This is a genomic window from Campylobacter lari (assembly GCF_900638335.1).
GTDB classification, from domain to species: Bacteria; Campylobacterota; Campylobacteria; order Campylobacterales; family Campylobacteraceae; genus Campylobacter_D; species Campylobacter_D lari_E.
Genome location: NZ_LR134508.1, coordinates 1,304,038 through 1,329,724 on the forward strand (window position 1 = coordinate 1,304,038; position 25,687 = coordinate 1,329,724).

A 25,687-nucleotide genomic window follows, 5' to 3' on the forward strand; every position below is an offset into this window, starting at 1 on the left:
CGATGACAAGCATTGCTATTGATGCAATGGGAGGTGATTTTGGGGAAAAACCTATTATAGAAGGCGTAATTCAGGCTTTAAAAGAGCGTGAATTTAAAGCTATCTTGGTAGGAGATCCTCAAAAGCTTAAAACCTTAATCCCTCAAGAATTAAACTCATATATAGAATATGAAGAGGCTTTTGATGTATTTGCTATGGAAGAAAATTCCACAGATGCATTAAAAAGAAAAGATAGCACTATCTACAAGGCTATAGAGCTAGTAAGAAATCAAAAAGCGCAAGCTATCGTTTCTGCTGGACATAGTGGTGCTACCATGAGTTTAGCCACATTAAAACTTGGAAGATTAGCCAATATTGCTAGACCTGCAATAGCTACCTTAATGCCAAATATCCATTCAAGAACACTTGTACTAGATGTTGGAGCAAATGTTGATTGTAAAAGTGAGCATTTATTTCAATTTGCTATTATGGGCGAAGCCTATGCTAAAGAGATTTTAAAAATTGCTAAACCTAGAGTTGCTTTACTATCAAATGGTGAAGAAGAATGTAAGGGAAATGAGCTTACCAAAGAAACTCATCAACTCTTAAAGCAACTTCCAAATTTTGTCGGAAATGCCGAAGGTAGGGATATCTTTAATGGTACTATAGATGTATTAGTATGCGATGGATTTAATGGAAATATTTTACTTAAAACAGGTGAAGGTGTAGCAAGTGTTATTACAAAGCTTCTAAAACAAGAAATTCAAAAATCTTTTTTAGCAAAACTAGGTTATCTTTTAGCAAAACCAGCTTTTAATGAACTAAAAACTCATATTGACTATGAAGAATATGGCGGAGCTCCACTTTTGGGCGTAAAAGAATGTGTTATTATAAGTCATGGTAAAAGTGGTCCAAAAGCTATAAAAAATGCTATTTTTCAAGCATTAAATTTCACACAATCAAATATAAATCAAACTATAGAAAAAGAACTTTCTAATTATGAAATCAACTAAAGCTTCCTTAAAAAGTATAGCTTCTTATATCCCTACAAAAACTCTGAGTAATTTTGACTTAGAAAAAATGGTTCAAACTAGTAATGAATGGATATTAAGAAGAACTGGTATAGAACAAAGACATATAGCAAATGATGATGAAAATACAAGCGATCTTGGTACTAAAGCAGCTATTAAAGCCATACAAAGAGCTAATTTAAATCCTCAAGATATAGATGCGATCATCGTAGCTACTTTAAGCCCTGATTATTTTACTATGCCATCAACTGCATGTAAAATTGCTCATAATTTAGGCTTAAAAAATGTCACCGCTTTTGATATTTCTGCTGCATGCTCAGGGTTTATTTATCTTTTAGAGCTTGCAAAATCTATGGTTGAAAGTGGTGCTAAAAAAAATGTATTAATCATAGGGGCTGAAAAAATTAGTTCTATCATGGATTATACTGATAGAAGCATTTGTGTTTTATTTGGTGATGGAGCTGGTGCTGGGGTTGTGTCATTAGATGATAATTTCCCTATCATAGATACTCATACTGCAAGTGATGGAGAATTTGGAGATTTATTAATGACTCAAAGAGCTCAAAAAAGCAGTATCTGCTCTCCACTTTCCATGCAAATGAAGGGAAATGAAGTATTTAAAATCGCAGTAAATACTCTAAGTAATGATGTTGTTGAAATTCTTACAAAAAATGATATAAAAAGCGAAGAAATTGATCTTTTTATACCTCATCAAGCTAATTTAAGAATTATCAAAGCCGTTCAAGAAAAATTAAATTTCAAAGACGAACAATGTGTTATTACTGTTCAAAAATATGGCAATACATCAGCCGCTTCAATCCCTATGGCAATGAATGATGCTTATGAACAAGGTCGTTTAAAACAAGGTTCGTTAATATTGCTTGATGCTTTTGGTGGTGGTTTTACCTGGGGTTCAGCGCTACTTCGTTTTGGTGGAGAAAATAACAAATAAGTTTTTTTACTTATTTGTTATTTAAAAGTTCCAATTTGATCCAATACAGACTTTCTAGTTTGATTATCTGAAGAATCTACACGGATATAAAATTCAACCCTATTATTTATCTCATCTTCTTTGTTTGCACCTAAAGGATAGTTATCTCCAAAACTAACCACTATAAGTTGAGCTGGATTAATCCCTTTAGCGATCAAATAATCAGCTATAACTTGAGCCCTTTTGCTTGCTAAATCAAAATTCCTTTTAGGATCTTTATCGCTTGCATCAGTATAACCTCTAAGTTCTATTTGAGCTTGCTTTGGCATTCTTTTTAAAACTTCACTAATACGCTTTAAAAAATCTTGCACATCTGCTGAATTAATCTCGGTACTACCTCTGGCAAACTCAACTCTTGCAGGTAGATTTAAAACTATGTTATTTTCTCTTTGATCTAAGGCCGCTTTTAGTTTTTCTATATTTTCTTGCTGAGTAATACTTAATTTTTTAAGCTTTTCAAGCTCTTCAACATTTGCATTAGATGGTGCGCTGTATTTATTATGTACTTCACTTTCTTTTTCTAGAGGACTAGAAGCAGTAAATTCAAAAATTTTAACAAATTCAGTTTTTAAGGCTTCAGTTTTAGCAGGATTACTTTCTGAAATCGCCCAAAGAGCGATAAAAAGTGCCAAAAGCAAACTTAAAAAATCTGCATAAGGCACAGCCCATTTTTCACCTGCTGGACATTCTGGACATTTATGTTTTTTTCCCATTTTTATCTCTTACTTATCAAACTGAGAAATTCTAGGCTCGCCTTGTCCAAGATAATTAAACAATTTAGCCTCTAAATCTCTAGGATTTGCTCCCTCTGCAATACTTACAATAGCATGAGAGATGACTATTCTTTCTTTGATTAATTCATGTGCATTAGCTTTAATTTTATGTCCCCAAGGACCAAATAAAGCATAAGCACCAAAAATTCCAGTAACCGTTGCAGTAAACGCACCTGCAATACCCGCTGCCATAGCTTGAGGATCATCTAAAAGTTGTAACGCAAGCATAAGCCCCATAACCGCACCAACAAGTCCCATAGTAGGACAAGTCTCACCAAAGCGAATCCAATATTCAGCGGTTTCTTTGTAATATTCTTCCATTTCTTCTATTTGAATTTCCATGCTTTCTTTAATCTCTTCTACGCTCTTACCATCAACCATCATCATCATGGTTTCTTTTAAAAACTCATTATCTATTTCATTAGTTTTTGATTCTAAAGCCAAAAGTCCATCTCTTCTTGCTATGATAGAATATTCTACAAGTTCAGCTATCCTTTGACTTAAATTTACTCCTGCACCTTTAAATGCGAGTTTCAACTCCTTATAAGCTGCCTTAACAAATTTTTTATGCGTTGCTGTCATTGCACAAAAAGCTGCGGTTGGAACCACGATCAAAAACGAACTTAAGTGTAAAACATGCAAAGGGTTACCACCCTCCAATATATCCCCTACAGAAATACTAACAACAGCTAATACCATCCCAAGTATGGTTGAAAGATCCATTAATTATTCTCCTTATTTTAATGCGCCCCAATTTTTGGCAATACTTGATGAAGTTTTTAATTTAACTTTTAATTTTACAATATTTTCCATAATATCACTAGCGTTTTTTGCAAAATCCTGACAAAGTTCATCTTTTACTTCAAAAATAAGCTCATCATGAATTTGTAAAATCAAGCGTTTATTTTCATCTAAATCTTTTGCAATTTCTATCATTGCAAGTTTTATTATATCGGCAGCAGAGCCTTGAAGTGTAGAGTTAATACTCTCTCTTTCATACATTGCAACTTGCATAGGCTTTGCATTTTCAAAGTCAAAATAACGCTTACGGCCTAGTAAAGTCTTTATAAAACCATTTTGCTTAGCTTCATTTTTTACCTTTTCAAAATAAGTTTTAATGCTAGTAAAATTCTCAAAATATTTTTCAATATATTCTTTGGCTAATTTTGCTTCTATTTTTAAATTTTGACTCAAAGTCTTATAACCCATGCCATAAATAAGACCAAAATTTATACTTTTAGCAATACTCCTTGTCTCATAATCACTACGATTAAAAATCATAATAGCAGTTTTTGCATGAATATCCTCATTGTTTGAAAACGCTTCTAGTAATTTCTCATCTTCACTAAAATGCGCTAGCATTCTAAGCTCAATTTGTGAATAATCAAGTGAGATAAAACTAAATCCTTCTTTTGCTACAAAACAGGATTTATAATCTTTAGCATATTGACCATGCGCAGGGATATTTTGCAAATTTGGATCTTTTGATGAAAGGCGTCCAGTGGCTGTACCAGTTTGTAAAAAGCTAGAATAAATTCTTGAGTTTTCATCTTTTTTAGCTAATTTTAACAAAGGTTCACAATAAGTAGAAACTAATTTTGCAAGCTCTCTATAAGCTAAAATTTCTTTCACAATCAGATGTTCATCTAAAATAGCATTTAAAACCTTTTCATCGGTAGAATAACCTGTTTTACTTTTTTTACCACTTGGTAGTTTTAGTTTTTCAAATAAAATATCCCCTACTTGTTTAGGAGAGTTGATATTAAATTTTTCACCCGCTAAATCATATATTTTTTCACTTAGTATTTTGATATCTTGATTAAAGCTTTGCATTAAGCTTTCAAGCTTTTGAATGTCAAGTTTAATGCCATTATTTTCCATCATAATAAGCACTTTGATAAATTCAAACTCACTTTTTTGTGCAAGCTCAAGCAAAGGTTTTTCTAAATTTTTTAAAAAATACAAGTAAAATCTTAAAGTGATATAAGCATCTTCAGCAGCATATTTACAAGCTTTTTCTACATCCACCCCTGCAAAGCTTTCTCCTTTTTTTACTAAGTCTTCAAAATGTAAAGTCTCATAATCAAATAATCTTTTTGCTAAATCATCCATATTTACACGCAAACTTGGTTCTTTAAGCCATGCAAGTATCATAGTATCAGCATAGTTTTTTGGAGGAATTAAATTAAAATTATTTTTTATAATCTCAAAATCATATTTAAGATTATGTCCTATAACCGTGCTTTGATAGATTTTTTCTATACCCTTTTTAGCCACTTGCATAGAAATTTGCTCGCAAACCCCTAAATAATCATGCGCAAGTGGCACATAAAAGGCTTCACTTTCATGAAAACAAAAACTAAACCCTACTATTTTTGCTTCTTTAGCATCTAAGCCCGTAGTTTCAGTGTCAAAAGCAACAATGCTTTGATCATCAATTTTTTCTAAAATTTCAAATAATTCTTTCTCGTCTAAAATTAATCTTGCATTAAATCCTAAATTTTTATCTTTATTGGTAGGATTAGTGCGTAGTTTTTTTAACAAAGCATTTAATTCATAATGCTCTAAAATATCCATAATCTTAAGCAAAGGTTCATCTTTTGGATACTCACAATTTAAAAGCATATCTTTTACATCTAAATTCTCATACAAAGAAGCAAGCTTTTTACTCAAAAAGGCATTTTCTTTGTCTTCAAGTAATAAATTGCGACTTCTTTCGTTACGCACTAGTGTTAAGTTTTCATAAATTCCCTCAATGCTTTCAAATTCATCAAGTAAATTTTTGGCACCCTTAGCACCAATTCCTTTTACTCCTGGGATATTATCTGAACTATCTCCACACAGAGCTAAAAAATCTCTTATTTGGCTAGGTTTTACCCCATATTTTTCCAAACATCCTGCTTCATTGTAATCATTTTTTGAAATAGGACTATAAATACTAACTTTATCATCTTTTATAAGTTGATATAAATCTTTATCTTGAGTGATAATTCTTATAAAAATATCCTTATTTTCACACTCTTTAACTAAAGATGCGATGATATCATCAGCTTCATATCCTTCACAAGAAAAACTTGAAAAACCCATTTTTTCTATCATTTGAATGCAAATTGGAATTTGAGCTAATAAATCAGGTGGAGGTGGAGTGCGGTTGATTTTATAATTTGGATCGATTTCGCTTCTAAAAGTTTTTCCTTTACTATCAAGAGCAAAAATAATCATATCACTAGGATGTTCATTTTTCAAACTATAAATAAAATTAGCAAAACCACTAATCATATTACTAGGCTCGCCTTTTGAATTTTTCAAACCCTTTAAAGCATAAAAAAGTCTAAAGAAAAAGCCAAAAGTATCAATTATGGTTAAAGTTTTCATTTTTTTCCTATATTAAAAAATAATAATAATTATCGCCCAAAATTATTTAAAAATCGGTAAAAAGTTTAAATTTATATTTTAGACATTTTAGATAAAATTATCGTTTTGAAAAATCAAAACAAAGGTTTAATCTTGCAAACAAAATCAATCGCGGATGAAAATTTTCAAACACCTGAAGGAAAAAAAGCTTTTAAAAAAGCTGTGTTTTCTTGCTGGCTAGGAACTGCTATGGAATATGCAGATTTTGCACTTTATGGCTTAGCTGCAGCTACTGTTTTTTCAGAAGTTTTCTTTCCTGAGCAAACTCCTGTTATAGCGTTATTACTTAGCTTTGTTACTTATGGTATAGGTTTTATCGCTAGACCTATTGGAGCTTTATTTTTTGGATATTTAGGAGATAAATACGGAAGAAAAAATGTATTGATGAGTACTATTGCATTAATGGGTATTTCAACTACTTTAATTGGTTTTATACCAAGTTATGCAGTAATTGGAATTTGGGCTCCTATATGTTTGGTTATCTTACGTTTTATGCAAGGCTTTGGAGCAGGTGCTGAGCTTTCTGGTGGAACTGTCATGCTTGGAGAATACGCTCCTAGCAAACATAGAGGTTTAATCTCTTCTATCATCGCTCTTGGATCAAATAGTGGAACCTTGCTTGCAGCTTTTGTATGGCTTTTAGTTACAAGTATGGATGATGCTAGTTTTAAAGAATGGGGATGGAGAATTCCTTTTATAGGAAGTATTTTTATAGCACTTTTTGCTGTTTATATGCGTTTAAATGTAAAAGAAACTCCTGTTTTTGAAAAACAAAAAGAATTAATGCTAAAAATTCGTCATGAAAATGAAGCACATATGAAAAAAGATGAAAGAACTTTTTGGCAAAAAAGTCGTGCATTTTGGACTATGGTGGGTATAAGAATAGGAGAAAATGGACCATCTTATCTTGCACAAGGTTTTATAGTAGGCTATGTAACTAAAATTTTACTTCTTGATAAATCAGTAGCCACAACTGCTGTTGTTATCGCTTCTTTGGTGGGATTTTTAGTTATACCTTTAGCAGGATATTTGAGTGATAAATTTGGAAGACGTATTACTTATAGAACCTTTTGCTTACTTTTAATGCTTTATGCCTTCCCTGCTTTTATGTTACTTGATAGTAAAAATGAAATTATCGTGATTTTAACTATCATCATAGGTATGTCTTTAGCATCTTTGGGAATTTTTGGCGTGCAAGCTGCGTGGGGTGTAGAACTTTTTGGAGCAAAAAATCGCTATACTAAAATGGCGCTAGCAAAAGAATTTGGATCTATACTTTCAGGGGGAACTGCTCCTATGATAGCTTCAGCTTTGCTTGCTTATTATGGCGCTTGGTGGCCAATAGCTTTATATTTTGTTATCACTGCAGGAATTGGTTTTATCACAACTTTCTTTGCACCAGAAACTAGAGGCAGGGATTTAAATTTAATAGAAGATGCGATATGATACGCCTTATTTTGGATACTGATATAGGCAATGGAATAGCAGGGGCTAATACGGATGATGGTTTAGCCCTTGGACTTATTTTAACCTCCAAAGAAATCAAACTTGAAATGATTAGCACTTTAAGTGGTAATGTACAAGCTTTAACCGCTTATAGTGTTGCTAAAGATTTATTAAATAAGCTTAATCTAGACATACCTTTGTATTTAGGTGCTCATGAAGCTTTATGTGAAGATAGTTATTTTTGGAGACAAAGACTAGATAAAAGCATAGAAGAGTTTAAGCTTACTCATCTTTGGGATCATATAAAACCTATAAAAATCTTAGAAAATATAAGTCCAAATGCTTGTATGAAAATGGGTGAGCTTATTATGCAAAATCCAGGTGAAATTTCAATTTGTGCTATAGGACCTTTAACAAATATAGCCATAGCTATGAAGCTTTTTAAAGACTTTGATAAAAATGTGAAAGAAATTTTTATCATGGGTGGAAGTTTTGATATGCCTTATCATATCAAAGATACAAATTTTGGATTTGATCCTGAAGCTGCTCGTATAGTTTTAAACTCAAGAGCTAAAATCACACTTGTTCCTTATAATGCAACAATGCAAACTATGCTCACACATGAAGATTTAAATGCTTTAGAAAATCAAAATCCTCTTTGTGATTTTTTAGTACAGACTTTAAGAGTTTGGATTGATTATGCAAGCAAAACAAGAGGCACAAATGGTACATGGATACATGATGCATTAACTATTGCTTATATGCTTGATCCTAATTTAGCAAATTTTGATGAGTATTTAGTAGATGTCATTTGTGATAGTACTTTTGCTAGAGGAAGCACGATAAGGTGTTTTAAAGATGCAAAAATGCCTATGAAAAATCATGAATTAAAAAACACTATAAAAGTTTTAAAAGATATTGATAATGCTAGACTTTTAAATCTTTTAAAATCAAGACTTTTAAATGGAATTTGCTATGAAAATTACAAAAGCATAACGACTTAATTTACCCAAGGCTATAAAAATACTTGCTTTTAAAAAAGAATACTTAGCAAATCCAAGCCCTAATGCAAAAAGATCTCCCACTATGGGCAAAAAAGTAAAAAAAGCATACAAAGAACCAAATTTTTTAAAGTTTGCATTGATTTTTTCTAATTTACATAAAGAGCCTTTAAAATATTTTTCTAAAATTTGACTCTCTCCAAAATAAGCTAACGCATAAGTACTCAAACTACCTAAAGTATTTCCCAAACTTGCTACAAATAAAACCATACAAGCATTAAAATCTAATTTCACAAAAGCAAGCACAAAAGCCTCACTTGCAATAGGCAAAAGCGTGCTAGAGAGAAAACATACCATAAAAAGCCCTATATAGCTTATGTCATTATATAAAAAATCAAACATTACAAATTTTCTTAGTATTTATTTTCCAAACTATCATTTTAAAGAATTTTTAATAATAATTATCTTAGAATGTGAAGTCATTTGGCAATTTTTTAAAAGGAAAAACTATGGAAAGGAAAAAATTTTCTAAACTAAATTTAGAATACTCATTTAACAAAGCTTCTTTTTCTTGGCGTTAAGCCTACTACTACATTTTCAATCATTTTTTATTTTACATTTTTAGTTTTAGTTAATCATTTTTGATTTTATATTATTAATCATTTTAAGGAAATACTATGAAAAAATATTATGGAAAATTTGGTGGGCAATTTGTGCCAAATGAAGTAAAAATAGCATTAGATGAAGTAGAAAAAGCTTTTTTAAAAGTCAAAAAAGATAAAGATTTTAACACAGAATTAAAAGAACTCTTAGCTAATTATGTGGGAAGACCTACGCCTTTATACTATGCTAAAAATTTAAGCAAGCTTTATAATCATGAAATTTACTTAAAAAGAGAAGACTTAACTCACACAGGAGCTCATAAGATCAACAATGCTATAGCCCAAGCCTTAATGGCAAAGAAAATGAATAAGAAAAAAATTATTGCAGAAACTGGAGCAGGACAACACGGGCTTGCAACCGCTACTGCAGCAGCGCTTTTAGGACTTGAGTGTGAGATATTTATGGGAGCTATTGATGTAAAAAGACAAGCCTTAAATGTCTATAAAATGGAGCTTTTAGGAGCAAAAGTTCATGCGGTAGAAAGTGGAAGTAAAACTTTAAGTGATGCAGTAGATGAGGCTTTAAATTTTTGGGTTAAAAATACCAAAGAAGTATTTTATGTAGTAGGAAGTGCAGTGGGGCCTTATCCTTATCCGCAAATTGTTACACATTTTCAAAGTATTATAGGTAAAGAATGCAAAATACAACTTAGAAAATTAAATAAAAAAGTTGATTACATCATAGCAGCAGCTGGAGGTGGTAGCAATGCTGCTGGAATTTTTCATGCATTTTTAAAAGATGAAAAAGTTAAACTCATAGGCGTTGAAGCAGCAGGTTTAGGTAAAGATACACCTTATCATGCAGCCACGCTTACTAAAGGTAAAGAGGGTATTATCCATGGTATGAAAACTAAGGTTTTACAAGATGATAAAGGAAACATTGCTCATACTTTTAGTATTTCTGCTGGGCTTGATTACCCTGGTATAGGTCCTTTGCATGCATATTTACAAGAAAGTAAAAGAGCAAGTTATCATGCTATTAGTGATGATGAGTGTATTAATGCTTTAAAATTATTGTGCAAAGAAGAAGGTATTATACCCGCTATTGAAAGCTCACATGCATTAGCTTATTTAGAAAAACTTTGTCCGACTTTAAAGAAAAAAAGTGTGATAATTGTAAATCTTTCAGGAAGAGGCGATAAAGATATGCAAAGTATTTATGAATATAAAAAGGGTAAAATTTATGGTTAATTTTTAAATTCCAATAACTCCTTTTTATTAAGATAATTTTTAACATTTTTTTAATAAAATTTTATCAAATATAAATAAAAAAGGAGTTAATATGGAATTTAGCATATTAGTTTTATTAGCAATTTCTATCTTGTTAATACTTATTAAACCAGAAAAAGAAAAATTAATTTTTGGAATTTTCCTTTGCGGTGCTTTATTAAATTATTTTATGTATTTAGTAGCTAGCTTTGACTCTATTATCCCAAGTGGTAATTGGTAAGGAGAGTAATTATGAATACTTATTTAAGCAAAAATGATCAATATTTTTACTTTTTTATGACTTCTGCTGTTTTGCTTATTCTAGCAATACCAGTAGGATTTGCAAATATGTATTTAGGATATTTTCACAATGAATCTCCTTGTACACTTTGTTGGTTTGAACGTATTGGTATGATCGTAATTGGTGTTCTTGGAATGCTTATATTGCGATATGGTCCTCAAATAAAATATATTGTTTGTGTATTTTTATTTGCAGGATATGGAATCTATATGGGAATTCGTCATACAGCTAGTTGGTGGCAAAGAGATATTGGTATAGGTTTAGGAGATAAATTAGTAGGAGCTCATACTTATACCTGGGCTGTTGTTGTATATTGGTGTGTTGTTATAGTAATGGGACTTGCTTTATTATTTATAAGAAAAAATAGTTCTATGATGGATGATCTTGCTAATAAAGAAATTAAAGTTAAACCTTTAAGCACTTATTCGAAATTTGTTATTATTATATCTTTCATAGTAGTTTGTTCTAATGCTTTTCAAGCTTTAATAATCAACGGCTTACCTCCTTATACAGGAAAATCAAATCCCGATCGTTTAACTTTTGATATGAATATCATGAGTAAAACTTGGACTACAGAAGTTTGGGGAAGACTTAGTAAATTTAATCTTTTAGGCAAAAATGCTCCAGAAGATGTTTTTATTAAAGATTTAGTAGAGCCAAAAAGATTAAATTTTGAAAAAAATATCTCTAGTGGAGCTTTTGAAATTTCAAAAAGTATAAAGATGTTAGATACTTATGAAATACAAATACCAGAACTAGAAAAATTCAAACACATCAATGCTATAGCTTATAATAAAAATAACGATGAATTTGCTCTCGTAACTAATGAAATGGCTGTATCGTACACTAAAGATTTTAAACAATCTAATGGTTTTGTTTTATTTGATAAAACAAATGGAAATGATATGAGATACATTGTCGATGCTACTTTTATAGGAAATAAGTTTGTCATTGGAGCAGCAAATAAAACTTTCACAGGAACAGAAAAAACAGATGCCTCTATTGATGAAATGCTAGAATGGCAAACTTTTAAAGAAACAACAAAAAACATAGCGCCTGCATTTTTTACCAAAAAAAATGAAAATTGGTTTGAGCCTTCAAGAAAATATATTCTAACTATAAGAGCAAAGCAAAACTATATACACTCTTATGCTAATGATGGTAAATTTTTATACTTAATCACAGTTCCAAACAAATTTAGTAAAAAAATTATTTTATCTTATGCAAGCACTAAAGACTATTTATTAAGTGGAGAAAAAGTACTTGAAGTCGACGAAAATTTAAAACTCAAAGATGGTAGAAATATTAATGACTATTATATAGTAGGTGCAGATATTATCGGGGATAAAATGTTAGCATTAAGTTTAAATTACAGCACCTTACTTGTAATTGATTATAAAAATGCAAAAATAATCGATGCTTATGAAATCCAAGGACTTGATAATCCAAAATCCATGGCTATAAAAAATAATACCATCTATATTTTAGATCGTACTAACAACCAAAAGGATGTTATAAAAACTTATAAAAATCCTTTATAATTTTTCCTGCCTTTTTTACAAGGCAGGAATTTTTAATACATCTCCTTGATTTTCATTAATTTCTCTTAAAATTATCACCTTTAACATCAAATATAGTTTTTAATAGCATTCCTTTTACAAAACAACAAAGCTCAAATTTCATCACTTTACAATATAATCATTCATATAATTTATAATCTTTCTCAATAAAATATACTTAACTTATCATTAATTATACTTTTAATATTCTTCTTAATTGAATATTAATAATTTTACAAAATTAGCTATTATGTCTTTATCTATATATTATATAACTTAGCTTTTATATTTTTTATAACTTTAAATTTCTTAAAATTTTTCTTATTAGCTAATTTATTTTTATAATTCCTAATAACTTTCTCATGAAAATAAAACTTCAAAACAAATCAATAGATCTATATAAAATCAATAATTTCTACACAAAAAATTTATTTTGCATTATTTTCTTTTTCGATCAAATTTATTTTTTACTATCATTAAGTTCTAAATTTAAATAATACCCTGTATAAGATCCAGTCTTTTTATAATTTTTAGAAAGATCTTTCACACTACCTTTAGCAATAACCTTACCTCCTTTAACTCCACCTTCTGGCCCCATATCGATAACATAATCAGCATTTTTAATCACATCTAAATTATGCTCTATCACAAACACACTATTTCCAAGATCAACTAAATGTTGCAAAACTAAAATAAGCTTATTAACATCTTCAAAATGAAGTCCTGTTGTAGGTTCATCTAAAATATAAAGAGTTTTTCCTGTATCGCTTCTGCTTAATTCTTTAGCTAGCTTAATACGCTGAGCCTCCCCGCCACTTAAAGTAGTTGCATTTTGTCCTAAGGTAAGATAATCAAGCCCAACTTTTACTAAAGTATCAAGCTTTTGCTTTATCTTTGGTACAGAAGTAAAAAACTCACTTGCTTCAATAATACTCATATTTAAAACATCAGCTATGCTTTTACCTTTATATTTAATCTCTAAAGTTGCATCATTATATCTTTTACCATTGCAAACATCACAAGTTACCATCACATCAGGCAAAAAGTGCATTTCTATTTTAATCTCGCCATCACCACTGCACTTTTCACATCTTCCACCTTTAACATTAAAAGAAAAACGCCCTGCTTTATAACCTCGCATTTTAGCTTCTTTAGTGGCTGCAAAAAGATTACGAATTTCATCCATAGCACCTGTGTAAGTAGCAGGATTTGAACGCGGAGTCCTTCCTATAGGGCTTTGATCAAGATAAATCACCTTATCAAGTTTTTCCAAACCTTCTATCTTAGCACCACTTAGTTTTTTAACTTTTTTAGCACGGTTAAGCTCTTCTTTTGCAAACGGAAGTAAAGTTTGCAAGATTAGTGAGCTTTTGCCACTTCCTGAAACACCTGTAATTGCTACAAGATTGCGCAATGGAAAATCTACACTTAAATTTTGAATATTATTAATACTCACATCTTTTAAACTAATAAAATCTTTTTGTTCTCTATTTTTTTGATGAGAAATTTGCTTTTTACCGCTCATATAAAGAGCAGTTTGGCTTTTGCTTTTTAACAATTCTTGATAAGTCCCACTAAATACAACCTCACCGCCAAATTTACCAGCATTTGGACCAATATCTACGATAAAATCTGCCTCTTCTATGGTCATTTTATCATGCTCAACTACAATTAAAGTATTACCCTTTTGCTGAAGATTTCTTAAAGTTTTAATGAGTTTTGCCGTATCTCGCTCATGCAAACCAATGCTAGGCTCATCTAAAACATACATTACCCCACTTAAACCACTACCAATTTGAGATGCTATACGAATTCTTTGAGCCTCACCCCCACTAATGGTTCTTGCATCACGTCCTAAGGATAAATACCCAAGTCCTACATCATAAAGAAAAAATAATCTTTCATTAATTTCTTTAAAAATAGGCTTAGCTATCAATCTTTCTTGCTCACTTAAATACGCAAAATTAGCTTCTTTTGAAAAAAATGCAGTGGTATTTTCTATACTCATATCTAAAATTTCACCCAAATTTTTTTCAGCTACTTTTACAGCTAAACTTTCTGCCCTTAAACGATGACCATTGCAATCTTTGCAAGTTTTTTCGCTCATATACTCGCTTAAATCTTTTTCATCTTTTAGCATTTCATAGGCATATTTAACCGCACCTTCAAATTTGCGATTTAAGCGATGTCTTTTCCATAAAAAGTTAATTTCCTTAGCATTACCATAAAGCACTAGACGCTTTTCTTCTTCACTTAGCTCATTATATGGAATTTTTACCCTGATATCATTTTGCTCACAAAAAGCCATTAAAAACTTATAATAATAACTTTTATTAAACCCATATAAAAGCTTTATAGCTCCTGCTTCTAAGCTTAATTCTTCATTGATAAGCTTTTTCATATCTAGCGTATATCTTATACCAAGACCATCACAACTTGGACAAGCACCTTTTGGAGAATTAAAAGAAAAACTCAAAGGCTCAAGCAAAGGAAAAGAAATTTTACAATCAAAACAAGCATTATGCTCGCTATAATGAAAATGTTTTGCTATATTTAATTCTTCATTATTTAAAACTTCAATTTCCACTTCACCAAAGCTCTCACTAAGGCCTTTTTCTATATCGCTTGCAAGTCTTGCTAACATATCATCTTGCACCTCAAGTCTATCTATTACAAGTTTTATTGTATGTTTTTTGGTTTTAGCAAGCTCAATATCCTCATCAAGACGCGTTAAAACCCCATCAATTTGCGCTCTAACATAACCTTTTGCAACTAAATTTTCCAAAAGATCTGCAAAAGTTCCTTTTTTTTCTTTAATCAACGGTGCATAAATGATGATTTTAGCTCCTTTTGGAAGCTTTAAGATTTCACCTACGATATCTGCTGCACTCATAGATGAGATTTTTTGCCCACATTGATGACAATGTTGTGAACCAATCCTTGCATATAAAAGTCTTAGATAATCATAAATTTCAGTAATAGTTCCAACAGTTGATCGAGGATTTTTAGAAGTTGTTTTTTGATCAATAGCAATAGCAGGGGTTAAACCTTCTATTTTATCAACATTTGGCTTACCCACTTTATCTAAAAACTGCCTTGCATAAGCACTTAAACTTTCAATATAGCGACGTTGTCCTTCTGCATAAAGCGTGCCAAAGGCTAAAGTGGATTTACCGCTTCCACTAAGTCCTGTAAAAACTATGAGTTTATTTTTAGGAATTTCTAGGTTGATATTTTTAAGATTATTTTCCTTAGCACCAATGATACTTATTTTGTCATTATTCATAAAAATCCTCTTTTTATCTAATCAAGCATGTTTTTTAGCAAAAGCTTTCATAAATTCACTTAACTTTTGAACCTTTTCAATGCTGATAGAATTATAAATACTAGCGCGAATTCCGCCTAAAATTTTATGCCCTTTAAGACCTATCATACCATTTTCTTCAGCTTCTTTTACAAAAACTGGTTCTAAGTTTCTATCATGATTTATGTTAAAACTAACATTCATTAGCGATCTATCCTCTTTTTTAGCATGACCTTTATAAAAGCCATTACTCTCATCAATCATATCGTATAAAATTTTAGCCTTTTGTATGTTTTGCTCATTGATTTTATCTAAACCACCTTGATTTAAAAGCCATTTCATTTCAAGATTAAACATATATATAGCAAAAGTTGCAGGTGTATTGAATAAAGAATTATTTTCAGCATAAACACTGTATTTTAACATACTAGGTATATTTTTGTTTTTACTACGCTCTATCATATCTTTACGCACAAATGCACAAGCAAGTCCTGAAATTCCTGCATTTTTTTGTACTCCACCAAAAAGCATAGCAACATTAGAAAAATCTATCTTTTTAGAGAAAAAATCACTAGAAGCATCAATTATCAAAGGACTTTTAGTCTTTGGATAGCTTTTATACTGGGTTCCATAAATGGTATTATTAGAGCATATATAAGCATAATCTGCATTATCGCTAAATTCAAATTGCGGGATATGATCAAACTCACTTTCTTGGCTACTTGCTACTATTTTTGTATTTACTCCTAAAATTTCAGCCTCTTTAATAGCCTTTTTAGTCCAAACTCCCGTATTAGCAAATTCACAAACTCCACCCATATATAAATTCATAGGTATCATAGCAAATTGCAAACTAGCTCCACCTTGCATTAAAAGCACTTCATAATCATCATTTACACCATAAAGTTCTTTTGCCATTTTAATAGCTTCAAAATGCACTTCTTCAAAAACCTTTCCACGATGAGAAACTTCCATAATAGAAAAGCCTTTACCATGATAATCAAACAAATGCTCCTGTGCTTCTTTTAAAACCTCATCAGGCAGATTTGAAGGACCTGCACTAAAATTCATCACTCTCATTTTGTCTCCTTTTTATAGTATTTGGGCTTCTTTACTCTCATTTATTGAGCAAAGTTTTATAATATCTCCTTTTTTTAGTTTTTCAAGAGAGATATTTTTGCCATCTTTTTGTAAATTTATCAAATTTTTACTTTTATCAAAGAAATTTTTATGTTGAGTTAAAAGCTCTTCAAAATTATTAAGTTTGTTTTCATAGTTTAATAATTTTAAATTTAAAACACTCTTTAGTTGACTTTGTAAAAAATCAAGCTTTTGTTTTCTAAGAAAAAAAGCATTTTCTAAAGATTTCGCTTTGGCTAAATTTTGTAAATGATCAATTTTATTCTGATAGAACTTAAGATGATTTAGCATTTGGTTTTTAAAACGCATAGCAAGCTCATCAAGTCCTTGTTCTAAGCTTAGTTTATTTGGAAAAATCATATCAATAGCCGCACTTGGAGTTGGCGCTCTTAAATCTGCTACAAAATCACTAATAACATAATCAATCTCATGTCCAATAGCAGAAACAACAGGTGTTTTTAAAGAAAAAATACATCTTGCAAGCTCTTCATCATTAAAGCAAAACAAATCTTCTCTACTCCCGCCACCTCTTGCTAAAATAATCGCATCTAAATTATATTCATTGGCTTTTTTTAAAGCATTTATCAAAGAATTTGGAGCGCTTTGTCCTTGAGTGAGAGCATTAAAAATAGTTATTTTACAAAGATTGTATTCCTTTTGTGAAATTAGCTTTAGCATATCTTGCAAAGCTGCTGAAGTAAAAGAAGTGATTATGCCTATTTTTTTAGGAAATTTAACAATACTTTTTTTAGCATTTGTATCAAACAAACCTTCTTTTTCAAGCTTTTCTTTTAAGGCTAAAAATTTAGCTTCTAAATCCCCTAGGCTTGTTTTTTGCATACTTTTAGCGATAAATTGATACCTACCACTTGCTTCATACAAACTCACATAACCTCTAAGATCAAGCATATCACCAACTTTAGGTTTAGCTTGGACAAATTGATTAAAACCCTTAAACATCACACAAGCTATGCTTGATTTTTCATCTTTTAAATCAAAATACCAATGCCCTGAACTATGAATGGTAATTTTAGAAATCTCCCCACTAAGCTCTATATCATCAAGATGAAATTCCAATAAACTTTTAGCTTTTAAATTGAGTTCTGAAACTTTCATTTTTTTCTTGCAATAAACATAGAGCAAACACCAAAACTAAAGCTTTTATACTCTAACATTTCAAAATACTCATTCAATTCTTTAATAAATTCTTCTTTGCTTAAAAAATCTTCTATAGAATTTGGTAAATACTCATAAGCGCTATAATTTTTACTGATAAATCCACCCACTTTTGGCAAAATATTTTTTAAGTAAAAATCTCTACAAGCAGCTATAAATCCACCTTGTTCTCTTTTAGTAAATTCAAGCACAAGTAAAATTCCATCCTTTTTCAATACTCTTGCAAATTCTTTTATAGCTTCTTTCCTATCTACTACATTACGTATACCATAACTTATACTTATGATATCTGCACTTTCACTTTCAAGTGGAAGCTCTTGTGCTTTTGCTTGTACAAAAGTTGCTTCAGGGACTTTTTTCTTAGCCACTTCAAGCATACCCGCACTTGGATCAACCCCTTTTATGCTAATGATATTTTTATTTGCCCTTAAGGCTTGATTTTGCCATTCTATAATCATATCGCCCGTACCACAAGCTACGTCGATAATATCAAGTTCATTATTAGAAAATTTAAAAACATCCAAACAAGCTTTTTTTCTCCAACTCACATCACTTCCAAAACTTAAAATTCTATTAGCCTTATCATAAGTTGGTGCTATATCATCAAACATTTTGACTATTTTTTCTTGTTTTTGCATGCGCTTCCTAACTATATATTTTCAATTTTTTAATACTTTTTTCAATTTGTTTTATTATATTTTCATTATAAGAAATTTGCTCTAAATGATTATATTCAAAATAATTTTTCAACTTTTTAATACTTTTTTCTTCAAACATAGTTGCAAAATAGCTTAATAAAAATTTTATTCTTTCTATTTCTTCTTCAAGATTTCTTTGAGATTTTACAATTTTTTTCTTTAAAAAAACTAATTCTTTTCTTAGTTTAAAAGCTACTTGAGACTTTAAAATTTGATTTTTTTCTCCTTGATAAAAATCACAATCATTCTTTAAAATAAAATCCATATCAAGAAAAACATTGTTAATTTTTTCATCACTTAAAATAAAAATATACTTTTCTAATTCAAATTTGCAATTTTTATCACTGCATACTTGTTTTTCCAAATTTAAAATATAATTTTGAAGTTTATTTTGAATACTTTTTTCAAAAAGAGTACTAAAAAACTCAAAGAAGATACAAATTTGCCTAAGGCTTATAAAAAATTGCCCTAAACTTTCAATAGTTAATTTTTGCAAAAAATTTAATCTATCGTTTTTTAGTTTTTTTAAAAGCATAAAAAGTAAAATTTTACACGCTTCAAAACTTTGAATTTGACTTGGAAAATATAAACTAATATCTTCTTGCTTGTCTAAAATTTTAATACATTTTACACTATCAAAGGTCTTTGAAAAATCCCCATATAATGCTAAATTTTTACTATAAAAATTTTCATCATCTGTGATTTCTTTATAGCTTTGTAAAAAATGGGGTAAATTAAAACGTTTTGCTTGTTCAAAGGTGGGAAAAATAACTTTTAAAATAATTAAATCTTGCAAATTATTTTTAAATTTATAAAGAAAAAACCAAATGCCATTAATCTCAAAACTAATTCTAGTTTTTTTAATGATACCTCCTATAGCATTTTTACTTTGGCATTTAAATTCTTTTTTAGAGAGTTTATAAGTTTTTTTATCTATAATATCGTGTAGTTTATAAAGTGAAAATTGATGATAACTTTGATTGATTTTTTTATATTTAATATCACAAAAAAGACTTATACGCGTAAAAAAAACGCGTATTTTATCCTTAGAATAAGTGATTTTTTCTTCTTTTAAAATTTTTATAAAGTCATCATTTTTGAGTAAAAAGCGTCTTTGGACTTCACAAACCATTTTATTTTTTACAAGCTTTACAACCATTTACATGGGCAAAAACACCAAGATAATCAATAATATTACCGATTTTTTTCTCGAGTTCTTCTTGGTATTTATTAAGCCCGCTATCTTCATAACACACATCTTCTATATGATTACACTTACTACAAATTACATGAATATGCGGATATTCATAAATATCATAACAAGTTTTTTGATTTGGAGTGTTAATTTCTACCACCAAACCTTGCTCTTTTAAGGTGTTTAAATTTTTATATACCGTAGCCAATGAAATAGAAGGATACTCTTCCTTAATACTTTCATATAAAGATTCAATATTAGGATGTTCATGGCGTTTTAAAATTTTCAAAATACAAAGTCTTTGTGGAGTAGCTTTTAAATCACAATTTTTAAGCATTTGAATAAGTTCCATAATAAATTCTCCAATATTTTTTAATAGTATAACGCTTTTATTATAAAAAAATAATTATATTAAAAGATATTTTTTATCCTTTAATAACTTTTGATTTTTTTACATAAAGAATCAACATCAAGCTCTAAAAATTTCTCCACTTCATTTGTTTTACCGTGAGTTATGAATTGATCTTCAAATTCAAAACTTACTAGTTTTATATGACAAAGTTTTTCTTTTTGTAAAAAATTTGCAATTAAACTTCCCACCCCGCCTATCTTAGCACTATCTGAAAAAACAAACCAAGTTTTTGTATCTTTTGCTAATTCTTTTAAAAGCTCTTCATCTAAAGGTTTTACAAAAATCAAATCTATTAAGCTCGCATAATCTAAACCAAGTTTATCTAAAACTAATTTTGCCTTAGCTACACCTTGACCAAAACCTAAAAACACTTTATCACTTTGTGTTTTAGATAAAATTTGAGCTTTTGCAAGTTTTATTTCGCATGGTTTAAAATCATCATCTAATAAAAAATTACCCCTAGGATAGCGAAAAGCAAAAACGCCTTGATGAAAATAAGCATATTCCATGATTTTTTCCATCATAGCCTCATCTCTTGGAGCTGCTAGAGTAACGTTTGGAATAGCACTTAAAAAACTAACATCAAAAACACCCTGATGTGTCTCTCCATCTTCTCCTACAATTCCTGCTCTATCCATAGCTATAACTACGTTTAAATTCATAATAGCACAATCATGAATTACTTGATCATATGCCCTTTGCATAAAAGTACTATAAATTGCTATAAAAGGTTTAAAACCTTCTTTAGCCATAGCCGCCATAGAAGTAACTGCATGTTGTTCTGCAATTGCAACATCCCAAAAGCGCTCAGGATGTTTTTCCATTAGCTTATCTATTCCAGTTCCACTTGGCATAGCAGCAGTTACCCCCACTATGTTTTCATGTTTTTGAGCTAAATTTAAAAGTGTATTTGAAAAAATTTCTGTAGCACTTTTTTTGCTTACATTTGCTTTTAAACTCTCCCCACTACTTCTATCAAAAGCACCTACCCCATGCCATTTAGCATTTTTACCCTCAGCTAATGCATAACCTTTGCCTTTGATAGTTTGCGCATGCACAACGCAAGGTTTATTCATAGCTTTAGCTTGATTTAATGCATTAATAACTTCATTTAAATTATGTCCATCAATAGGTCCGATATATTCAAGCCCTAGTTCTTCAAACAAAAGTCCAGGTGTAATAAGTCTTAAACCCTCTTCAAAACGCTTCGCCATATAAGAAGCACCTTGAGGAAAATACTCTAAAAGATTTTCTATGCGTTTTTTAAATTTTTGATAAAACTGCGTTGCCATTGCTTGAGAAAGGTATTTTGAAATAGCCCCAATTGGCCTTGATATACTCATTTCATTATCATTTAAAATGATCACACAAGGGTATTCTCTATCGCCAAGCTCATTTAAAGCTTCATAAGCCATACCTGCACTTAGCGCTCCATCGCCTATTAATACAACAGGCAAACGGTCTTCTTTTTTTAATCTTATAGCTTTACAAGCTCCAACTGCTAAAGATATAGAAGTGCTTGAATGTCCTGCTACAAAATAATCTCCCTCATCGGGCTTGGTATAACCACTTAAACCATTAAACTGTCTTAGAGTATGAAAATTATTTATTTTACCACTTAAAAGCTTATGTGGATAAGATTGGTGTGAAACATCAAAAATAAAAGGATCTTTTTTTACATCAAAAACATAATGCATTCCTACACTAAGTTCCACAACGCCTAAATTAGAGCTTAAATGTCCACCATTTTTACTCACTGTATCTATGATAACTTCACGCAAATTATTAGCTAAATTTTCTAGCTCTTTAATTTGCATATTTTTAATATTTAAGTTATTTAAGTCTATCATTCATTAACCATATTTTTGATTTTTTGCAAACGATTGTTAAGGTTTGATTCTATATTGCCTGCATCACTTAATATTAAAATACTCCCCTTATTAATCGCATCATCAAGGCTAAATTTGATATTACTTTGCTCTTGTTCTAAATGTGATTTTACATATTCAAAATCTTCAGGGCTAAGTTTTAATTCTATTTTAGTAGCATTTTTAAGCTCACTCATAAGTTCTTTTGCCAAATTTAAGGCTATAAGTGAGGAATTTTCTTCAAGCTCTTTTGCTATCACTTCTTTTGCGATAATTACAGCAGTATCGGCTAATTCTTTTTCATTTTTAGATAAAAACTCATTTAAATTTTGTACTGTATTTTCAAGCTTTTCTACACTTTTTAAGTATTTTTCTTTTAAAGCTTCTAATTCACTTTCAAAATTCTTTTGAGCTTGCTCATAACCTTCTTTAGTAAATTTTTCTTTTGCATGTTCTAATTCTGTATTTAAACGATTGTTAAATTCAGCTTCTTGGCTTTCTATTTGCATTTGTAATTTAATGATATTTCCTGACATTTCATCAGTTTTTTTAAGTAAATCTTCCACGAAATCAGGTTGAATTTGTGGTTGATGGGCTTGTGGAGTGGTTTCTACTGTTTGATTTTCTACTGCTTGCTGAGTAGTATTTTGGACAGGAGAGACTTGATTTATAGTTTGAATTTCTTCTTGTTTTTGTTCCTCATTAGAAGACATTTCACTCATAACTTTAAAATGATAACCCTCAACTACATGAGCAGAAATATTTTCAGGTGAAATTACATTAGTTAATTTAGCCATAATCTTACTCTATCATCTCATCAGCCTCACCCACTTGGATAAGACCTTGTTCTGCAAGTTTTTGCACCACTTCTACAACTTTTCTTTGAGCCTCTTCAACATCTTTTACACGCACAGCACCCAAAAAGCCCATTTCTTCTACAAAAGCTTCAGCAGCACGCGTAGACATATTGGACATAAATTTTTGTTTTAAATCCTCGCTTGCACCTTTTAAACCTATCATCAAATCACGCTTATCAGCAGCTTTTAAAACTTCTCTAATCGCATTAGTACTAAGCTGAGAAATATCATCAAAGGTAAACATTAAATCTTTAATAGTTGTAGCAAGCTTTTCATCACTTTGCTCAATATAAGAAAGTGTTGTTTTAGAAGCTTTTTGACCCAAGCGATTAAGCACTTCAGCAACTGCTCTTGGACCACCCACTTCAACTTTATAAGAAGTAAGACTTTCAAGCTTACTTTCAAGCACTGCAGATACTCTTTTGATGATTGAAGGTGAAATATCTCCAAGATTTGCCATTCTTATTACAACCTCAGCTCTTAATTCATCGCTAAAATATTCCAAAGTTTCAGCCGCTTGAGTAGTATCCATATGAGCTAAAATTAAAGCTATAGTTTGAGGGTGTTCTTTAATGATAAAGTCGGCAAGCTGTTGTGGTTTGATTTGAGAAAGATAAGCAAAATTTTGGTTATTTTCCATACTTTTGGTAAGTTTTTCCAAAATTTTATTGGCAATTTCAGGACCAAAAGTTCTAAATAAAATTTCTTTTGCATATTCCAAACCACCACTTTTTAAATATTGGTTTGATTGCAATAAAGTATAAAATTCCTCAAGCACTGCAGTAGCAACTGGTTTATCAACATTTTTTGCTAATGCGATATAGCGAGAAATTTCAGTGATGACATTAATATCCATATGAGAAAATAAAACTGTCGTTACATCTTCTCCGAGTTGGATTAAAAAAATTGCGACCTTTTCTGGCATAGAAAGGTCGTCATAGACCATTTTTTGTTCTTCACTAAGCTTTATCATCAGATATCCTTCTCACCAAATTCAGCTTCATTTTCAACAAGTTTTTGCAACAACAATGCCACTTCTTCACCTTTTTCATTAGCCACTGCTCTTAATTTTTCAAGTAAAACATCATATTGAAGCGCATCTTCATCAAAATTATCCCCAAAGCCAAGTTGTTCTTCAACTTTCTTACGTGCAGCATTGAATTTTTCAATAGCATCTTCAGCATCATCAATAACTTGTCCATCTTTGCCTTCCATCTCTTCTTCAAGCTTGATATCTGCAAGCATTTTTTGCGAAAATGGTACAATAACTTTTTTATAAAATACAAAAAGCAAAATTGCTGCAAATACATACTTAACAGGTGGGATAAATGGCTCAACAAATCTTGAATAGAAAGTTTGAACCTTATTTTCAACTTTGGCTGTTCTATGAAATTCTAAATTATTTACTTCAACCGCATCACCTCTAGCAAGATTAAAACCTATAGCACCTTTAGTGAGATTTTCAATAGCTTGAATTTCTTTATCGTTCAAAGGAATGTATTCGTTTGTGATATTTCCTTGATCATCAGTAATTACTTTATATTTTCCATCTACTACAACAGCTGCAGAAATTCTTTTAACGGTTGCAAATTGCTTAGTGGTATTGGTGATTTTTTTAGAAATTTCATTATTAGTTGTGGTTTGGTTTTTAGTATAAACCTCGCGTGCACCTTTATCATCTAAACCTTCTACAGGGCCAATATTAGAAACAGCACCTGGTACACCTTGAATTTCTTTATCTTTATAGCCTTCTCTATGTTCTTCTAAAGTTTGCTCACTACGCACGACTGTGTTTGGATCATATACTTCACTTTGTGATTCTTCTTTAGAAAAATCATAATCAATACTAACCTTTGCCACTACTCTATCATAACCACCCGCAAACGGAGCAATAGAAGCAACAATTTTTTGCTCTAATTCATATTCTTGATCTCTTTTATATTTAATTTGAGCAGCAATTAAATCACTCTCAAAAGCACCCTCATCATCTAAAGGAATACCTTTTTGATCCATGATTTTTACATTTTCAGGAGTAAGTTTTGTCACTGAAGAGGCAATTAAGTTTTTAATCCCCATAATTTGCTTTTTATTAAGCTTTAAACCTTCTTTTATCGTCAAAGCTACTGAAGCAGTTGGTGGGACTTGTTGCTGTGTAAAAAGCGTATCTTTAGCAAAAGCAATATGCACTGTAGCACTATGAATAGGCTCTAAACTTTCAATCGTTCTAGCAAGCTCACCTTCTAATGCTCTTTGATATTTTACCTTTTGTTCAGCTTCTGTAGCTCCAAATTCTTGTTTATCAAAAAGCTCAAAACCCACTTTATTATCTTTTGGTAATAATCCTGCCGAAGCGATAGCTAAACGCTGTTTATATACTTGCTCATTAGGAACTAAAATAGTTCCCTCATTACGCAAAATATAAGGAACTCCACTTTTTTCAAGTTGAGTTACTATCATCGCTGAATCACTAGTATTAGCATTTTCAAATAATACTGAATATCCAGCCTCACTAGCTACTGTAGAACCACTTCTAAAAAGGGTTAAAAACACTAAAAATCCAACTACAACAACAATAGAAGCAGCAATGATAATACGCTGTCTTAAACTTAAATTTTGATAAAGCTGACCTACTTGGTGCAGTATAGTTTTATAATCCATTTATTTCCTACAA

General features: G+C 30.5%; 21 protein-coding genes. 7 read left to right on the forward strand and 14 right to left on the reverse strand.

The genetic code is table 11. The features are described 5' to 3' along the window. The first annotated feature begins 2 nt into the window (after positions 1–2). A complete protein-coding gene (plsX, locus tag EL235_RS06665; RefSeq protein ID WP_039626998.1) occupies positions 3–992 on the forward strand; it encodes a phosphate acyltransferase PlsX in 990 nt (329 codons plus the stop codon). After that, a complete protein-coding gene (locus tag EL235_RS06670) occupies positions 979–1,962 on the forward strand; it encodes a beta-ketoacyl-ACP synthase III (protein ID WP_126341088.1) in 984 nt (327 codons plus the stop codon). The genes plsX and EL235_RS06670 overlap by 14 nt, the downstream gene beginning before the upstream one ends. A 17-nt stretch (positions 1,963–1,979) precedes the next feature. Here the strand turns inward: EL235_RS06670 and motB are convergent, their stop codons facing one another. Genes motB through polA form a run of 3 tightly spaced genes read right to left on the reverse strand, consistent with a single transcriptional unit; the run spans position 1,980 to position 6,149 of the window. Beyond that, positions 1,980–2,714: a flagellar motor protein MotB gene (gene motB / locus EL235_RS06675; protein ID WP_114640628.1), complete on the reverse strand. Its 735-nt coding sequence runs from the start codon at positions 2,712–2,714 to the stop codon at positions 1,980–1,982. Between the two features lie 9 nt (positions 2,715–2,723). Next, the gene (gene motA / locus EL235_RS06680; protein WP_039619177.1) at positions 2,724–3,497 is read right to left on the reverse strand and encodes a flagellar motor stator protein MotA; all 774 of its coding nucleotides are present in this window, start codon (positions 3,495–3,497) and stop codon (positions 2,724–2,726) included. A 12-nt stretch (positions 3,498–3,509) separates the two neighbouring features. Next, positions 3,510–6,149: a DNA polymerase I gene (polA, locus tag EL235_RS06685; protein WP_126341089.1), complete on the reverse strand. Its 2,640-nt coding sequence runs from the start codon at positions 6,147–6,149 to the stop codon at positions 3,510–3,512. A 129-nt stretch (positions 6,150–6,278) separates the two neighbouring features. Between polA and EL235_RS06690 the strand changes: the two genes are divergently transcribed. Beyond that, positions 6,279–7,634, forward strand: a complete 1,356-nt coding sequence (locus EL235_RS06690; RefSeq protein ID WP_114640785.1) for an MFS transporter — start codon at positions 6,279–6,281, stop codon at positions 7,632–7,634. Further along, the gene (locus tag EL235_RS06695; RefSeq protein ID WP_164717510.1) at positions 7,634–8,638 is read left to right on the forward strand and encodes a nucleoside hydrolase; all 1,005 of its coding nucleotides are present in this window, start codon (positions 7,634–7,636) and stop codon (positions 8,636–8,638) included. The genes EL235_RS06690 and EL235_RS06695 overlap by 1 nt, the downstream gene beginning before the upstream one ends. Here the strand turns inward: EL235_RS06695 and EL235_RS06700 are convergent. Beyond that, a complete protein-coding gene (locus EL235_RS06700) occupies positions 8,594–9,037 on the reverse strand; it encodes a YqaA family protein (RefSeq protein ID WP_126341091.1) in 444 nt (147 codons plus the stop codon). The two genes, EL235_RS06695 and EL235_RS06700, sit on opposite strands and share 45 nt — an antisense overlap. A 275-nt stretch (positions 9,038–9,312) precedes the next feature. Here EL235_RS06700 and trpB point away from each other — a divergent pair, with 275 nt between their 5' ends. From trpB to EL235_RS06710, 3 genes are all read left to right on the forward strand, one after another. After that, positions 9,313–10,488 (forward strand): tryptophan synthase subunit beta, encoded by a 1,176-nt coding sequence (gene trpB / locus EL235_RS06705; RefSeq protein ID WP_126341092.1) that lies wholly within the window; start codon positions 9,313–9,315, stop codon positions 10,486–10,488. A 91-nt stretch (positions 10,489–10,579) separates the two neighbouring features. After that, positions 10,580–10,747, forward strand: a complete 168-nt coding sequence (locus tag EL235_RS07895; RefSeq protein ID WP_158100222.1) for a hypothetical protein — start codon at positions 10,580–10,582, stop codon at positions 10,745–10,747. A gap of 11 nt (positions 10,748–10,758) precedes the next feature. Next, positions 10,759–12,348, forward strand: coding sequence for a disulfide bond formation protein B (locus tag EL235_RS06710; RefSeq protein WP_039627012.1), 1,590 nt, complete (start codon positions 10,759–10,761; stop codon positions 12,346–12,348). Positions 12,349–12,826: 478 nt separating this feature from the next. On the opposite strand, the gene uvrA is transcribed toward EL235_RS06710, so the two are convergent. The 10 genes from uvrA to fliF form a co-directional block, all read right to left on the reverse strand. Continuing rightward, the gene (uvrA, locus tag EL235_RS06715; protein WP_126341093.1) at positions 12,827–15,652 is read right to left on the reverse strand and encodes an excinuclease ABC subunit UvrA; all 2,826 of its coding nucleotides are present in this window, start codon (positions 15,650–15,652) and stop codon (positions 12,827–12,829) included. 21 nt (positions 15,653–15,673) lie between these two features. Beyond that, positions 15,674–16,750, reverse strand: a complete 1,077-nt coding sequence (gene serC / locus EL235_RS06720) for a phosphoserine transaminase (protein WP_114640634.1) — start codon at positions 16,748–16,750, stop codon at positions 15,674–15,676. 12 nt (positions 16,751–16,762) lie between these two features. Next, the gene (gene xseA, locus EL235_RS06725) at positions 16,763–17,926 is read right to left on the reverse strand and encodes an exodeoxyribonuclease VII large subunit (RefSeq protein WP_126341094.1); all 1,164 of its coding nucleotides are present in this window, start codon (positions 17,924–17,926) and stop codon (positions 16,763–16,765) included. Next, a complete protein-coding gene (gene ubiE / locus EL235_RS06730; protein ID WP_039627021.1) occupies positions 17,923–18,624 on the reverse strand; it encodes a bifunctional demethylmenaquinone methyltransferase/2-methoxy-6-polyprenyl-1,4-benzoquinol methylase UbiE in 702 nt (233 codons plus the stop codon). Before ubiE ends, xseA begins: the two co-directional genes overlap by 4 nt. Before the next feature lie 7 nt (positions 18,625–18,631). After that, the gene (locus EL235_RS06735; RefSeq protein WP_126341095.1) at positions 18,632–19,816 is read right to left on the reverse strand and encodes a CYTH domain-containing protein; all 1,185 of its coding nucleotides are present in this window, start codon (positions 19,814–19,816) and stop codon (positions 18,632–18,634) included. A 1-nt stretch (position 19,817) separates the two neighbouring features. Beyond that, positions 19,818–20,231 carry a peroxide-responsive transcriptional repressor PerR gene (perR, locus tag EL235_RS06740; RefSeq protein ID WP_039619189.1) on the reverse strand — a complete coding sequence of 138 codons (414 nt, stop codon included), beginning with the start codon at positions 20,229–20,231 and terminating at the stop codon, positions 19,818–19,820. An 80-nt stretch (positions 20,232–20,311) separates the two neighbouring features. After that, a complete protein-coding gene (gene dxs, locus EL235_RS06745) occupies positions 20,312–22,141 on the reverse strand; it encodes a 1-deoxy-D-xylulose-5-phosphate synthase (RefSeq protein WP_126341096.1) in 1,830 nt (609 codons plus the stop codon). Then, the gene (gene fliH, locus EL235_RS06750; protein WP_039627027.1) at positions 22,138–22,956 is read right to left on the reverse strand and encodes a flagellar assembly protein FliH; all 819 of its coding nucleotides are present in this window, start codon (positions 22,954–22,956) and stop codon (positions 22,138–22,140) included. Before fliH ends, dxs begins: the two co-directional genes overlap by 4 nt. A 4-nt stretch (positions 22,957–22,960) precedes the next feature. Then, the gene (gene fliG / locus EL235_RS06755) at positions 22,961–23,989 is read right to left on the reverse strand and encodes a flagellar motor switch protein FliG (RefSeq protein ID WP_039619192.1); all 1,029 of its coding nucleotides are present in this window, start codon (positions 23,987–23,989) and stop codon (positions 22,961–22,963) included. After that, positions 23,989–25,674, reverse strand: a complete 1,686-nt coding sequence (fliF, locus tag EL235_RS06760; protein WP_039627029.1) for a flagellar basal-body MS-ring/collar protein FliF — start codon at positions 25,672–25,674, stop codon at positions 23,989–23,991. Before fliF ends, fliG begins: the two co-directional genes overlap by 1 nt. Positions 25,675–25,687: the final 13 nt, after the last annotated feature.